Origin of the sequence: Salinispora cortesiana (genome assembly GCF_000484695.1) — a bacterium.
GTDB lineage: Bacteria > Actinomycetota > Actinomycetes > Mycobacteriales > Micromonosporaceae > Micromonospora > Micromonospora cortesiana.
In genome coordinates this window covers 92,175-106,551 of record NZ_AXVR01000004.1, presented here as the reverse complement: position 1 = coordinate 106,551, position 14,377 = coordinate 92,175, and the positions used below count along the sequence as shown (strand labels likewise).

The 14,377-nt window shown below is 73.1% G+C and carries 11 protein-coding genes; 7 read left to right on the top strand and 4 right to left on the bottom strand.

The annotated features are described in order from the left end of the window. Positions 1–67: 67 nt before the first annotated feature. The 3 genes from K228_RS0103720 (at position 68) to K228_RS0103710 (ending at position 5,594) form a co-directional block, all read left to right on the top strand. Complete coding sequence (locus K228_RS0103720) at positions 68–664, top strand: DUF3043 domain-containing protein (protein ID WP_025617202.1); 597 nt, start codon at positions 68–70, stop codon at positions 662–664. Positions 665–2,048: 1,384 nt separating this feature from the next. Next, entirely contained in the window at positions 2,049–4,478 is a 2,430-nt protein-coding gene (locus K228_RS0103715) for a WG repeat-containing protein (protein WP_080671532.1), read from the top strand. A gap of 117 nt (positions 4,479–4,595) precedes the next feature. Continuing rightward, positions 4,596–5,594, top strand: a complete 999-nt coding sequence (locus tag K228_RS0103710; protein ID WP_025617200.1) for an aldo/keto reductase family protein — start codon at positions 4,596–4,598, stop codon at positions 5,592–5,594. A gap of 119 nt (positions 5,595–5,713) precedes the next feature. On the opposite strand, the gene K228_RS0103705 is transcribed toward K228_RS0103710, so the two are convergent. Beyond that, positions 5,714–6,511 carry a site-2 protease family protein gene (locus K228_RS0103705; RefSeq protein WP_025617199.1) on the bottom strand — a complete coding sequence of 266 codons (798 nt, stop codon included), beginning with the start codon at positions 6,509–6,511 and terminating at the stop codon, positions 5,714–5,716. Continuing rightward, the gene (locus tag K228_RS0103700) at positions 6,511–6,711 is read right to left on the bottom strand and encodes a hypothetical protein (protein ID WP_018216464.1); all 201 of its coding nucleotides are present in this window, start codon (positions 6,709–6,711) and stop codon (positions 6,511–6,513) included. Before K228_RS0103700 ends, K228_RS0103705 begins: the two co-directional genes overlap by 1 nt. A 163-nt stretch (positions 6,712–6,874) precedes the next feature. Between K228_RS0103700 and cobU the strand changes: the two genes are divergently transcribed. The 3 genes from cobU (at position 6,875) to K228_RS0103685 (ending at position 10,984) form a co-directional block, all read left to right on the top strand. After that, complete coding sequence (gene cobU, locus K228_RS0103695; RefSeq protein WP_025617198.1) at positions 6,875–8,860, top strand: bifunctional adenosylcobinamide kinase/adenosylcobinamide-phosphate guanylyltransferase; 1,986 nt, start codon at positions 6,875–6,877, stop codon at positions 8,858–8,860. Beyond that, positions 8,850–9,623 (top strand): adenosylcobinamide-GDP ribazoletransferase, encoded by a 774-nt coding sequence (locus tag K228_RS0103690; protein WP_025617197.1) that lies wholly within the window; start codon positions 8,850–8,852, stop codon positions 9,621–9,623. The genes cobU and K228_RS0103690 overlap by 11 nt, the downstream gene beginning before the upstream one ends. Before the next feature lie 65 nt (positions 9,624–9,688). Continuing rightward, positions 9,689–10,984, top strand: a complete 1,296-nt coding sequence (locus K228_RS0103685) for a DUF2314 domain-containing protein (protein WP_025617196.1) — start codon at positions 9,689–9,691, stop codon at positions 10,982–10,984. Positions 10,985–11,040: 56 nt separating this feature from the next. Here K228_RS0103685 and gcvT read toward each other — a convergent pair whose 3' ends face one another. Further along, positions 11,041–12,165, bottom strand: a complete 1,125-nt coding sequence (gene gcvT, locus K228_RS0103680; protein ID WP_025617195.1) for a glycine cleavage system aminomethyltransferase GcvT — start codon at positions 12,163–12,165, stop codon at positions 11,041–11,043. 161 nt (positions 12,166–12,326) lie between these two features. Here gcvT and K228_RS0103675 point away from each other — a divergent pair, with 161 nt between their 5' ends. Then, the gene (locus K228_RS0103675) at positions 12,327–13,892 is read left to right on the top strand and encodes a leucyl aminopeptidase (protein WP_025617194.1); all 1,566 of its coding nucleotides are present in this window, start codon (positions 12,327–12,329) and stop codon (positions 13,890–13,892) included. A 74-nt stretch (positions 13,893–13,966) separates the two neighbouring features. Here K228_RS0103675 and K228_RS0103670 read toward each other — a convergent pair whose 3' ends face one another. Further along, entirely contained in the window at positions 13,967–14,293 is a 327-nt protein-coding gene (locus tag K228_RS0103670; protein ID WP_025617193.1) for a hypothetical protein, read from the bottom strand. Positions 14,294–14,377 lie beyond the last annotated feature (84 nt).

Below are 14,377 nucleotides of genomic sequence, written 5' to 3'. Positions count from 1 at the left end.
CCCCTGACGCCCGCGCCCGGCGCACCGCGATGTGCACCGGGCGCGGACATTTGGCTACGCTTGCCACGTGCCCCTGTTTCGTCGCAAAGCCACTGACCTGCTCGACGAGTCCACCAAGCTGGTGACGTCCGAGGAGGAGCCCGCCGCCGCCCAACCCCGGGGCTACACGCCGGCGAAGGGGCGCGAGACGCCCAAGCGGCCCAGCATCGGGCGGCGCCCCACCACGGCGGTCAAGTCGCTGAGCAAAGAAGAGCGCCGCGCGGAGCGCCGCCGGCTGCGCGCCGAGTCGGCCGCGGAGTTCCGACGCGAGGGCGGCCCCCGAGACCGAGGGCCGGAGCGGCTGCTCGCCCGCAACGTGGTCGACTCCCGACGCACGGTGGGCACCTGGTTCTTCGGTGGCGCACTGATCGTGCTGCTCGGCTCGAACCAGGCGATGCCGCCGGAGGTCCGGCTCGGCTCCAACATCCTGTGGGTGGTGCTCGCGTTCGCCTTGATCATCGACTCGGTCCTGATCTCCCGGAAGATCAAGAAGCTGGTCCGAGAGCGTTTCCCGAACTCCGGGCAACGGATGGGCTCGCTCTACCTCTACGCGATCATGCGGTCGATCACCTTCCGCCGGATGCGGGCCCCCGTACCCCGCGTCGCCATCGGCGACCCGGTCTGACGGCACCCCGCCGCCAGGTAGCCGCTCCCCCCTTCCGACACCTCGACCCAACGTCGCACGGCGCCCGGCGGGGCGCCGACGCCACCGGAACTGGCCCCGGCAGCTACGAAGACCTGTGGTCAGCTGTCCGGATGCCGAAACCCTGGTCCGGATTTAGCCCAAATTTCCGGAACATGGGATAACGTTTGGGTCCCGCGCGGGCGCCACAGTGGCGGCGACCGAGCCCACGCCGCTACCCTCCTTCCGCAGCTACACCTTGCTGAACGGAAGAAGCCACCGGCCGGCGGGTGCCCAGCGCGACAAGGTGCAACGAGGTGACAATCGCCGTGAGCGAGCGGACGCGAGCCGGTCATCGGGGCGCGTCCGAACACAGACAGACGCCCCCGCCAGATCCCGCCCAACCCCTGCGCGCGCTCCGAGGCAACCCCCTCGTCCAGGCCAGCGACAGGGCGCGCGGATGAGCCGCGGCGGGTACGGCGACCCGTGGCACCACCCCGCCGAGCCATCCTGGATGGTCGAGCCGACGAGCGAGTGGCATCCGCAGTTCCCCGGCCAGCGCTACCCCGGCGATATCGGAATCGAGCACACCCAACCGCCCGCCGCGCACGGGCGAGCTGCCGTTATCGGCCGGGCCATGGTGCCCCCGCTGGCACCGACCCGCCCCGACGGGACCTACATCGGCCGCTCCTGGAATGAACCGGACGACCGCCATGCCCGCCACGACGGGGAGCTGCGCCGCCGACGGCCCAGCGAGGTGCCGCGGGGGGCCGACCGAGGCCCGCGGCCAGCGCCGCCCGATATACGTGACGGCGACCCCGGCTGGGAACGGGACAGCCACCGCACCGGCTCCGGGCGCGGTCAGTACGCCCGCCCGGACCGGTACGACGACCGGAGTTCGTGGCACGAGCCCGGGGGGCGGAATCAGCCGGTCTCCCCCGCCCGGCACCCAGAACCGGGCTGGATTCCCGAACCTGATGAGGAGCGACCCCAGGGACGCGACCGCTACGCCCTCGGTCGGGAGGCCGGAGGGCCGCCACCGCGGACCCGCTACCCGTGGGGGCGGTCCGCCGACACCGATCATGGCCGGCCCGGCGTACCGCCGGAGAGCGACGGTGGGCACCTGAGGCCGGACGGGCTCCGGGCGAACCGGGATGGGCCCGGTGACCGCTCCGTCCACCCGCACCACGACGGAGCGCCCGGGGCGATACGCCGCCCCGACCGGCACCCAGACCAGCAGCCGTACCCCAACCGTCGGCCCAGCTCCGGACGCCCCTGGCCCCCACCCCAGCCGGGCCCGAACCAGGAGGGCCCCCGGCGCGGCGAGCCACACGGACCGCACCTCCCGCCACCCCACCGACCGCCGCAGGGCGGTCCCCCGACGAGCATGTCGGCGCCACCGTACGGCCGACCGGTGTCCGGCGCCCCCAGCCGACCGGTGTCCGGCGGCGCCGGGACGGCCCCGCCAACCCATCCGCACCCGGACCGCCCGGTCACCGGCGCACCTCCCGGACCGACGCCGCCGCCTCCCGAGGCGGCCGGACCAGCCCCCGCCACCAGTGCACCGCAGCCGCGGCGGTACGTTCCGCCACCCCCCACCACCACCGACCCCGTCGGTCCGGGGCCGGGCCCGAGCGGGCCAAACGCCTGGTTCGGGCCGGCCACCACCGCCGCCGAGCCAACCCCACCCGCCGAACCGCTCGTGCCCGCCGCCGAGCCTGCCCCGTCCAGCCCCGACGCACCGTCTCCGGCCGCCGCACCCGACCAGCCCGACGACGCGCCAACCGCCGCGTCACCGCCCTCGGCGGAGCCAGCCAGCGCCACCCCTGAGTACGTGGACACCGCCGGCACACCCGAGGAAGAGGAGGCGGAGCCCGCCACCATCGCACCGGAGAAGACCGAGCCAACCGGGGCCACACCGGCCGCCGCTGCTGGCGTCCTCGACAGCGACGACGAAGCCCCGGACGAGGATTCAGCCCCGATAGCCGACACCGCCCCGGCGGAAGACCCAGACCCGGCACAAGCCGACGCGGGCCGGGAACGGGCACCAGCGGCGGGGCCCGCTCCCACCACCGAGCCCGCCTCGTCGGATTCGGAGACCACGACGCCACCGGTCACGGCGGACCGGGAGCCGGAACCGGACGCGGAACCGGACGAACACCAGAATCCAGAGCCGGGACCGGAAACACCCCAGGAGACAGAGCCGGGACCGGAGCCGGACGCACACCAGGAGCCGGAACCCGGACCGGAGCCAGAGCCGGGACCGGAGACCGCGGCGACGTCGGTGCCGGCGGATCCGGCCGCGGCAACCACGGCGGCGGCCACGCCGGAGCCGGTCCCGGTGCTCCCCGCGCCATCCGCACCCGCGCCGCGGCCGGAGGCCGACCCAGCGGAAGCGGCGGAGACAGCGGAAGCGGCAGCGGAGACAGCGGCGCCCACGACGGCCACGAGGGAAGGCCCCGCACCGGAGGTGGCGGCCACTCCCCCACCGGATGCCGCGAACGCCGACGACACCGCTCCGCCGGGCGACCCCGAACGGGTGCTGGCCAACCTTCCCTGGCGACTGGACCCGGCCACCCTCCGCGAGGTCATCCCCGACCCCGAGCAGTTCCGGAGTATCCGACACCGGCTGACCGAGAAGCTCGACACGGCCATGGACAACCGATCCCGGGCCCGGCTGCTCAGTCTGCGGGCCGTGGCGTCCCGGGCGGCTGGTGATCTGGATGACGCGCTGGCAGACGGCCGGCTGGCCCTTACCTACGCGGAGGCCACCGGCGAGTTGCGACGCTCCGCTCTCGCGCAGGCCCGGCTGGCACACGTGCTGCGGTGGCGGGGCGAGTACGACGAAGCCGACCGCCTCTTCGCCCGGGCGAACTCACCGGAACTGCCCGACCGACTCCGGGCGGCGCTGCACGAACATGCTGGACGGTGCTGCGTTGACCAAGGTCGGCTGATCGAGGCCTGCCTGCACTTCGAGCGGGCGTTGGACCTACGCGGCACCGCCGATGCGGAGCTGCTGGAGCGGGTACGGATGAGTCTGGACGCGGTCGCCGATCGAGCCGCCAAGACCGGCTTCGGGCCGTACCCTCGCAGCAGGGCGGAGTTGCTGGAGCCGGAACAACCGCCGGTGCCGGCGCGCGACGGCGATCTCTGGGGGTACGCCAACCCGGACGGTGACCTGGTCATCGCTGCGGAGTACGCGGAGGCGCAGCCGTTCCGAGAGGACCTGGCCTGGGTTCGCCGGCCGGACGACCAACGGTGGTCGCTCCTCGATCGAGCTGGCAGCTCCGTGTTGACCCCGTCCTGGCTGGTGGTCCGCCCGTTCGCCGACGGGCTGGCCTGGGTGTCCCAGGGCGAGCCCGGTGGTTGGCGTGCGATTGACCCGCAGGGCGAGGTCGTGGTGCCACCGGGCTTCGCCGACGTGCGCCCGTTCCGACGCGGTATCGCCGTGGTCCGGCGGGAGGGGTGGGGCGCGGTGGACCGCGCCGGCCGGCTGGTGGTACCGACCCGCTACCACGGATTCGCCACCATGCTCGTTGCCGGCGGGCAGGTGGATGGCTTCACCGAGGATGGGTTGGCCGTCGTTGACCAGGCCGGACGGTATGGCGTGGTGGACCGGACCGGCCGGGTGGTCGTGCCGCCGGTACACCCGGCGTTGGTGGTGCACCCCGTGGCCTACCTGGTAGCCACCGCCGCCGGCCGATGGGGGGCGTTGGATCGGCAGGGCAGACCGCTGATCGAACCGACGCATCCCGACCAGGCCGGGGTGCTCGCCGAGATCGAGCAGTTGCTCACCGATGCGGTACCACTGCTCTGACCTGTTCGGACAGGAAGTCGGCCGGCAACGGCTCGGCGACCGGCCCGTGGTGCACCGGGTTCGGCGAGCAGAACTGTGTCCCTCGTGGGCGACGTATCACCGAGCTAAGGTCAGGGGATGGAATTCCGACACCTGGGCCGTTCCGGCCTGATGGTCAGCGAGATCTCATACGGAAACTGGATCACCCACGGCTCCCAGGTTGAGGAGGAGTCGGCCTTCGCCTGTGTCCGGGCCGCCCTGGACGCCGGTATCACCACCTTCGACACCGCGGACGCGTACGCGGGCACCCGCGCGGAAGAGGTCCTCGGCCGGGCGCTGCAGAATGAACGGCGTTCCGAGTTCGAGCTGTTCACGAAGGTGTTCTGGCCGACCGGGCCGAGTCACAACAACCGGGGCCTGTCCCGCAAGCACATCATGGAGTCGATCGACGGCTCGCTGCGCCGGCTGGGCACCGACTACGTCGACCTCTACCAGGCGCACCGGTATGACCACAGCACCCCGATCGAAGAAACAATGGAGGCGTTCGCCGACGTTGTCCGCGCTGGGAAGGCCCTCTACATCGGGGTCTCCGAATGGACGGCGACGCAGCTGCGCCAGGCCCACCCGCTCGCCCGTGAACTGCGGATTCCACTGATCTCCAACCAACCGCAGTACTCGATGCTATGGCGGGTCATCGAGGCCGAGGTGGTGCCGGCCAGCGAGGAGTTGGGCATCGGCCAGATCGTCTGGTCCCCGATGGCCCAGGGTGTGCTGACCGGCAAGTACCAGCCGGGTCACCCCCCACCCGCGGGCTCCCGGGCCACCGACGAGAAGTCCGGCGCGCACTTCATCTCCAAGTGGCTCAGCGACGACGTGCTGACCCGGGTGCAGCAGCTCAAGCCGCTCGCCGAGCAGGCGGGGCTGAGCATGGCCCAGCTCGCCATCGCCTGGGTGCTGCAGAACCCGAACGTCTCCTCTGCGATCATCGGCGCCTCCCGCCCCGAGCAGGTGCACGACAACGTCAAGGCGGCCGGGGTACGGCTCGACGCCGACCTGCTCAAGGCGATCGACGACATCATCGAGCCGATTGTCGAGCGGGACCCGGCCCGGACCGAGTCCCCCGCGCAGCGGCCCTGACCCGCCCATGCGGTGGGCCGGGATGACCGGCCCACCGCAGTGCGGGACGACCAGCGGTACCCCCCGTGCGGGATGACCGGTCCACCGCCAACCGGAATTACCGGCGGTACCGTGCGGGCTCAGCCCTGCCAGAAGCGGACCAGATCCAGGCCGAGCCCGTACAGGCTCGGCGGTAGGCCCAGCGCGTCGCCGACGGCGAAGACCGTCCCAAAGAACCAGCCGTTGATCCGGGGGTTCCACAGCAGCGCGAAGAGCAGAAGAAAGCCGTACGGCGCGAAGAGGTCGTACACCCGCCGGTAGGGCGGGGAGAGCCATGGCTGGATCATGTTGCCTCCGTCCAGGCCCGGCACCGGAAGCAGGTTGAGCAGGCTCGCCGTGAGTTGGAGGAAGGCGAGCAGCGCCACCGCAGCCCAGAACTGCACCGGCCCACCGCCGCTCGCCGCCAGCCGCACCGCGATGACCAGCACCAGTGTGAACACCACGTTCGTGGCCGGACCGGCGAGGCTGACCAGGGTGTGCCGTAGCCGCCCCGGGATGGCGTGCCGGTCCACCCAGACCGCGCCGCCGGGCAGGCCGATACCACCGAGCAGCACCACCAGCACCGGTAGCGCGATCGACAACAGCGGATGGCTGTACTTCAGTGGGTTGAGGGTGAGGTAGCCCTGGTGCGCGACGCTGCGGTCACCGGCCCGGAAGGCCACCAGCGCGTGCGCGTACTCGTGCAGGCAGAGTGAGACCAGCCATCCGGATACGACGAAGAGGAACACGTTGACCCGGATGTTGCCGCTTTCCTGCCAGGTCAGGACTCCGCTGAGCACGAAGAGCGCCACCAGCCCGAGGAAGACCGGGCTGGGGCGGAACGCGGCCCGGGGCACGCCCAGCACCAGCGGCCCGCCCCCAGCCCGGTCTCCGGCCATCACTCCGCCGGGGGCTGCAGACTCATCCGGTACTCCACGCGGTCGTCCTCGACAAGCAGGACCGCGATCACGCCGGCCGCCGCGAGTTCCCGCCAGGTCTGGCCGATCCAGGACTCGGCGTCCGCCTGGCTACTGAACGACTCGGCCGGCCCCGACGCCGGTTCGCCGTTCTCGCCCTCGTACTGCCAGCTCCACGCCATCTGCGTGTCTCCCCTCGCCGCTGATCTCCCGTCAGCCTAGTCCGCCGCGCCGCCGGCGGCTGCACGTCCGGCCCGATCATGATCGTTACCAGGCAGATGTGAGCAGCTCCGGGAGGAGCGGGGCGGGAGGCGGGCGGGCACCGGGCGGCCTTAAAGTACGGGCATGTCCATTGACGGGTGGAACACGGTCCTGGTGCTCGGCGGAATCCGGTCGGGAAAGTCCGAGTTCGCCGAGGCCCTGGTGGCCGACGCGCCGACGGTCCGGTACGTGGCCACCGCCGCCGACACCAGCGCCGACGACGAGGAGTGGGCGACCCGCCTCGAAGCTCACCGCGCCCGCCGGCCGGCGAGGTGGACCACGGAGGAGACCGCGGGGGAACCACGCCAGCTGGCGGAGATGCTAGCCGCCGCTCAGCCCGCCGAGACGCTGCTCGTTGACGATGTCGGTGGTTGGGTGACGGCTCTCCTGAGCCCCGCCCATCAACCCGCCGACGCCACGACAACCATCGCCGAGCTGGCTGCGGCGGTCCGCTCCTGCCCCGCCCGGCTAGTGTTGGTGAGCGCCGAGGTCGGCCTCTCGCTGGTGCCGACGACCCCGCTCGGCCGTGCCTTCACCGACGCGCTCGGCACCGCCAACCGGGCGATCGCCGACGCGGTTGACGCGGTCGTGCTGGTGGTTGCCGGCCAGCCCAGCTGGCTCAAACCACCCCCACCGACCCGCCCGGCCGCCGTCCCGGCTCAGGTCACGCCGGCCGCCGCCGGCAGCAGAACCGCTACCGGTCCGGCCCTCGCACCGACGTCGCTACCGAAGGTGCTGACCCCGAGCGTCCCGGCCGCACCGGCCGAACTCGCCACCGGTGACGGCGCCCCCTGGTTGACGCCGCCGGTGGCCGCGACCGGCCTGGCCATCGAGCCGGGCCTGGAGCTACCCATGCCCGACGAGGACGCCGGCTCGCAGGCCGTGGAGCGGGCGGCCACCCGGGACCTGCCCGGCGCGGGCTTCGGCGGGCTCACCCGACTGGTCGAGTTCGCCGCCGCCACCCAGGGCACTCCGCAGCCCGCCCCCTGGAGCAGCACCCGGATGTTGCTGGTGCATGGTGACCACGCGGGCGGCGCCGCCGCCGGCACCACCCCCGGCGACTCCGCCCGCCGGGCCCAGGAGGCCCGGGACGGCCGGGGTGCGTGGGCCCGCCTCGCCGCGGAGGCCGGGGCCGAGCTGCAGGTGGTTGAGGCTCCCGCCGCAGACCCGATCGAGACCGACCCGGCGCTCCCCCTCAACCAGGTCGAGGCGGCGTTGCAGCTCGGCTGGCGGCTCGCCGACCAGGCCGCCGACGCGGGTGTGCGGCTGCTGGTGCTGGGGGCCTGCGGCGCCGGCACCGACGCCGCCGCGGCAGCGGTGCTCGCCGCCACGGCCGGCGCCGAACCACCCGCCGTACTCGCCCGGGTGCGCACCGATGCCGGCGAGTACGACGACGCCGCGTGGATGGTCCGCTGCGCGGCGGTCCGGGATGGGCTGCACCGCAGCCGCCACTCGTCCCGCGAGCCCAAGGAGATCCTCGCCGAGGTGGGTGGCGGCGACATCACGGTCGCCACCGGCGTGCTGCTCGGCGCTGCCGCGCGGCGGCTGCCGGTGCTCCTGGACGGACCGGTCGGGGTCGCGGCCGGTCTGGTCAGCCGCGACCTGGCCGGGCCGGCCCGGCACTGGTGCCTGCTCGCCGACCACGGCGGGCACCCCGGTGTCCAACTCGCCGCCGACGTGCTCGGCCTCACTCCCCTGCTTGATCTGCGGCTGGACGTGGGCGAGGGCGCGAACGCGCTGGTGGCGCTACCGCTGCTGCGGTCGGCGCTGGCCTTGGCCGCGGCGCTGCCGGTGCACCCGTCGCTACGGATCGAGTCGGACGAGGCCGCGCCGGAGGAGGCCGAGTCGACGACGGAGCCGGTGGCCGTCGGGTCGACGACGAACGAACCAGACGAGGCGAAGCCGTCGACGGAGGAGTCGGAGCCGGCCAAGCCGACGGAGGAGTCGGAGCCGGCGACGCCGACGGAGGATGAGCCGGACTTCCGCGAGCCAGAACCGGCCGGACCAGGGCCCACCAGTACCGATCCGGATTCCACACCGCTGGATTCGTCCGGCCGGCGTGCCGGCTGAACCGCGGCTCGCCGCCGGGGCCCGGCTGGCGCTGACCACGTTTACCACGTTGCCGGTGCCGGCCGGCCGGATCGACCGGGCCGTGGCCGGCACCGCGATGGCCCTGGCCCCGGCCGTCGGCGCGCTGCTCGGCGCCCTCCTCACTGGAGTGCTGCTACTCACCGGCGGCTTCGCGCCGCCACTGGTAGCTGCTGGCGTCACGGTCGGCGCCGGCGCGCTGCTGACCCGGGGGCTGCACCTCGACGGGCTCGCCGACACCGTGGACGCGCTCGGCTCATACCGGCGCGGTCCGGCCGCGTTAGAGATCATGAAGAAGCCGGATGTCGGCCCGTTCGGGGTCACCGCGCTGGTGGTCGTCCTCCTGGTGCAGGCGGCGGTGCTCGCGGAGTTGGCCGAGTGGTCAACGCCGACCGTGCTGGCGGCGGTGGTGACCGCCACCGCCGCCGGTCGGCTCGGAGTCGCACTGGCCTGCCGGCGAGGGCTGCCGGCAGCCCGACCGGACGGGCTGGGAGCCCTGGTCGCCGGGACCGTCGGGCGGGGCGCCCTCGCCACCGGGACCACCGCAGTGGCGCTGCTGGCGCTCGCCGCCGTGCCGGACCGTCCGTGGCAGGGACCAGTCGTCGTCATCGCCGCCCTCGCCACCGCGGTCTGGCTGCTCCGACACGTGGTACGCCGGCTCGGTGGGATCACCGGCGACGTGCTCGGTGCCACCGTCGAGGTGGTCACCACCCTTGTCTACCTGGGACTGGTCTTGTCCGGCTGAGCTCCGCCCACACCGGCGGGTAGCGTTGCGCACGACAACACCGGCACGGCCATCCGGGAGACCCCATGCTCATCACGGACGACTTCCTGCCCGTACCGGTCCCGGAAACACTGAACGCGACCTACCTGGTGCCGATGACTGGGCTGCCGACGGTGGGCACGAAGACCGCGCTACAGCAGCTCACCGGGCGGCTCGCCGAGCCGGTGCACGCACTCGCCCGACAGATGCTGGACAGCCCGCTGATGAGCGTGGACACCCGGCCGATCCACGAGTTCCCCGAGTTGCCGCCGGACCTGCTCACCGCCTTCGGCGCAACCGAGGCCCAGCTGTCCCGGCTGGCGGCGGCGACCCACCTGGTCGTGGTGCAGGCCGAGTACCGGCCCGGTTGGCCGCCGGCGCACGAGTGGGCGGCGCGGGCGGTGGCGGCGGCGGTCGCCGACACAGCCGGCGGCGACGTGGTGGATGTCTTCGGACTCCAGTTCCTCGACCCGACGACCGCGCTGCGGTCCCTGCCGGATGAGCAGGGCCGGATCCGGCTGGTCGACTGGGTACTGGTGCCGTACTCGTCCGACGCCGACGGGCTCTGGTTCACCACCAAGGGGTTGCGCCGGTTCGGGCTGCTGGAGCTACAGGCACAGGGCGTGCCGGACCACCTGACCCGCGCCTGGGGCGCGGTAATGACCGGCACGGCACGGCGGCTGCTGCGGACGTGGACCGACGGCCTGGCCGGCGAGGATCTGCCGGCGTTCGTACAGCTCCCCGTACTGGCCACGGTCACCGGAGGAGACATCGCGGTGGCGTACGGCAACCCAGAACAGCACGGGGCCACCGCCCCGGTGCTGCTTCGGCTGGAACTGGACCCGGCGACGGACCCGGAGGCGGATTCGTTCCTCACCCTGCGGCCGCCGGCCGGCTACTCCGGGCCGGACAGCCGCTACTACGCCTCGGCCTGTGGAACCCTCTTCACCGGCATCGCGCCGGACGTGCGCTACACCCGCTCCGGCGACGCGATGAGCCAGGCGGTCGCCACCGCCCGCGCCTCACTGGGCGAGATCCGCGCCCGCTTCCTCGCCGGGGCGCTACCACCGGAGACACAGCTGGTGGTGAAGTACGGACTTCCCGGGGAGGACGGCCCGGAGTACGTGTGGGCCGGGGTGATCTCCTGGCCGACGCCGGAGCAGATCGAGGGTGCCAGCGCCAGCGACGCCAACACGGATCCCACCGTACGGATCGGCTCCGCGGTGGTGGTGGAGGCGACCGACGTGGTCGACTGGGCGGTCCTGGACGGCACCGGGGTCCGCGAAGGCGGCTGGACGCAGGCCGTCCTGGATGCCGGCGAACGCCCCGCCCCGCCGGTCTGACCCGCCACCCGCCCCCGCCGATCGGCAGGGGCGGCGCGGGCGCTGACCGGGGCGAGCTATCGAACCGAGGGGTTGACGAACGGCGGGCGGACCAGGCTCACCGCTGCCCGGCGTCCCCGGATGTCGACCTCAAGCTCGGCCCCGTCGGCCAGGGCCGGCTCGGTGTCGATCAGGGCCAGGGCGATGCCCTGCTTCCGGGTCGGGCTGAAGGTGCCGCTGGTGACCGTGCCGACCGGCGTCTCACCGTGGTAGACGACCATGCCGGGGCGCGGGATGGCCCGATCGACCGCCACCAGGCCGCGCAGCCGGCGCCGGGGGCCGGCTGCCTTCTCCGCGAGCAGGGCCGCCCGACCCCAGAAAGCCGGCTTCTCCCAGCCGACCGCCCAGCTCGAACGGCCCTGCACCGGGGTGATCTCCAGCGACAGGTCCTGCCCGTGCAGCGGGTAGCCCATCTCGGTACGCAGGGTGTCCCGGGCAGCCAGGCCGCACGCCTGCAGCTGCTCATCGGCGGCGAAGAGCGCGTCCCAGACTCCGCCGGCATCCGCGGCGGGCAGGATCAGTTCATAGCCCAGTTCGCCGGTGTAGCCCGTGCGGCACACGGTCAGGTTGGCCCCGGCCAACGTGCCCTCCGCGAAGCTCATGTAGCCGTGCTCCGTGGGCAGGCCCAGCGCGCCGAGCAGGTCGGCCGAGCGCGGGCCCTGTACAGCGAGGACCGCGTACGCCTCGTGCTCGTCCGTGATCGTGACCGTCGGCGGGGCGGCGGCCCGCAGCCGGCGCACCACCTCGGCGGTGTTCGCGGCATTGGGGATCAGGAAGACGTGATCGTCGGCGTACAGGTAGGCGATGATGTCGTCGACCACACCACCGCTGGCATCGTCACAGCAGAGGGTGTACTGCGCCCGACCCGGCCCGATCCGGGCCAGGTCGTTGCTGAGGCAGGCGTTGACGAACTCCGCCGCCCCGGCGCCGGTGACCCGCACCTTGCCCAGGTGCGACACGTCGAAGACGCCAACCGCGTCGCGGACCGCCGCGTGCTCCTTACGCACCCCGCCCCCGGCGTACTCAAGCGGCATCTCCCACCCGCCGAAGAGGGCAAACTTGGCGCCGGCAGCGACGTGCGCGTCGTGTAGCGGAGAGCGGCGCAGCCGGGTGTCAGCGGAGCCGGAGGTCACGTCGGTCATGGGTGGCAACTTACCGGCACCACCCCGGCTGGTTAGCATCGGCGGGACCCGTCGGCACCACTGGCGGGACAGCCCTGGTCAACGGCGGGTACGGTCCGCCGGAGACCTTCATCGCTGGTACGCGACGACGCGACCGGCCCGGCCCGCCCGGAGTAGCTTCAGTGACATCGCCCACCATTTCCCTCAGTCTCGTCGACACCGACCCCGCCGAGCTCGCCGTTGACGCGATCGTCATCGGCCTGCACAGCCAGCCCGGAGAGCGGGCCGGCGATCTCGTCGGCACCCTGCTGCTGGCCAGCGGCGCGGAGAGCATCGCCGCGGCCTTCGACGGAAAACTGACCGAGACGCTGGCGTTGCTCGGCGCAACCGGAGGCCCGGGCGAGGTGATCAAGCTCGCCACGCTCGGCACGGTTACCGCCCCGGTGATCGCCGCGGTGGGTCTCGGACCGGAGCCGACCGGCGCCGCCCCTGCCCCGGAGACCCTGCGCCGGGCGGCCGGTGCCGCAGTGCGGGCGCTGGCCGGCTCGGCCCGAGTCGCGCTGGCCCTGCCGCTGCCGGACGACGCCGACGCCCCGGCCGCGCTGCGCGCGGTCTCCGAGGGCGGCCTGCTGGGCGGCTACCGGTTCGCCGGTTACAAGACCCGCCCACAGCCGGCCCGGCGGGAGCCGGTCGCGGAGGTGCTGGTCGCGGTCCCGGACGCGGGGGACGCCACCGCCGCGGCCGAGGTAGCCCGGGCCCAGGCGGTGGCCAACGCGGTCCGGTCCTCCCGGGACTGGGTCAACGCCGCCCCCAACGAGCTGTGCCCGCCCGCCTTCGCCGACTCGGTGGCAACCGCCGCCCGCGTGGCGGGGCTGGAGGTGGAGGTGCTCGACGAGGTCGCCCTGCGCGAGGGCGGCTACGGAGGCATCACCGCCGTCGGGCAGGGGTCGCAGGCCCCGCCGCGACTGGTGCGGATCAGCTACACCCCGGCTGACGGGGGCAACGGCAAGCGGGTCGCCCTGGTCGGCAAGGGCATCACCTTCGACAGTGGCGGTGTCTCGATCAAGCCGTCGCAGGGTATGTGGGAGATGAAGGCCGACATGGCCGGAGCCGGCGCCGTCGCCGGCGCGATGCTGGCGGTCGCGGAGCTTGCGCCCGCCGTGGCGGTGACCGCCTACGTGCCGATGGCGGAGAACATGCCCTCCGGAACGGCGTACCGGCCGGGCGACGTCATCACGATGTTCGACGGCAAGCGCGTCGAGGTGCTCAACACCGACGCCGAGGGGCGGATGATCCTCGCCGACGCGATCGCCCGGGCCTGCACGGACGGCTGCGACTACCTCCTGGAGACCTCCACGCTCACCGGCGGCCAGGTGGTCGCGCTGGGCAAGCGGGTGGCCGGTGTGATGGGCACGCCGGAGCTGTGCGAGCGGGTGCGGACCGCCGGCGAGGCGGTCGGCGAGCCGACCTGGCCGATGCCGCTGCCGGAGGACGTGCGCAAGGGCATGGACTCCGAGGTCGCCGACATCTCCCAGGTCAACGCGGGGATGGACCGGGCGGGTCACATGCTCCAGGGCGGTGTGTTCCTGCGTGAGTTCATCACCGAGGAGGTCGCCTGGGCGCACATCGACATCGCCGGCCCCGGCTACCACTCGGGCGAGCCGACGGGCTACTGGACCAAGGGCGGCACCGGCGTGCCCGTCCGTACCCTGCTGCACCTGATTGAGGACATCGCCAGCCAGGGCTGACGTGTCAGCCGGGCCCTCGTACCCGCCGCGCGGGCACGAGGGCCCGGCGCGCCACCCGCCGATTCGATGCGGGTTCAGAACAACTCGGGGCGTCGCTTGCGGCGTTCGTTGTAGTCCCGCATCCGCTGCGGGTAGCCCATCAGGCTCACGTCGTAGACCGGGATGCCCAGCCGGTGGGCGAAGCGCCGCGCACCGTCCGGGCCGTCGATCCGGCGGCGAGTCCACTCCCCGTCGTCGGCGATCAGCATGACCGTGGTCTCGGTGACGGTCGTCCGGGGCTCGATGTACGCCTCGACTCCCCGCCGGGTCCGCACGAAGTTCTCCAGGTGGCCCAGATCGCCCCGGTCAACCCCGCGGTCCTGACTGACCGGACGCGCCTTCTTCCGTCGGAACAGTCCCACCGGTCGTCTCCCCACACCCGCACCATCGAAGCTGATGCCAAGGGTACGTGTCTCGGACGTGTCGTTGGGCACCTCGTTACCCGC

What these genes read in the sequence shown, in the direction of transcription:
- K228_RS0103710 (WP_025617200.1), top strand. Translation starts at nt 4,596, where the DNA reads ATGGAATTCCGACACCTGGGCCGTTCCGGCCTGATGGTCAGCGAGATC.
- K228_RS0103700 (WP_018216464.1), bottom strand. Translation starts at nt 6,711, where the DNA reads ATGGCGTGGAGCTGGCAGTACGAGGGCGAGAACGGCGAACCGGCGTCG.
- cobU (WP_025617198.1), top strand. Translation starts at nt 6,875, where the DNA reads ATGTCCATTGACGGGTGGAACACGGTCCTGGTGCTCGGCGGAATCCGG.
- gcvT (WP_025617195.1), bottom strand. Translation starts at nt 12,165, where the DNA reads ATGACCGACGTGACCTCCGGCTCCGCTGACACCCGGCTGCGCCGCTCT.
- K228_RS0103715 (WP_080671532.1), top strand. Translation starts at nt 2,049, where the DNA reads ATGTCGGCGCCACCGTACGGCCGACCGGTGTCCGGCGCCCCCAGCCGA.
- K228_RS0103685 (WP_025617196.1), top strand. Translation starts at nt 9,689, where the DNA reads ATGCTCATCACGGACGACTTCCTGCCCGTACCGGTCCCGGAAACACTG.
- K228_RS0103705 (WP_025617199.1), bottom strand. Translation starts at nt 6,511, where the DNA reads ATGGCCGGAGACCGGGCTGGGGGCGGGCCGCTGGTGCTGGGCGTGCCC.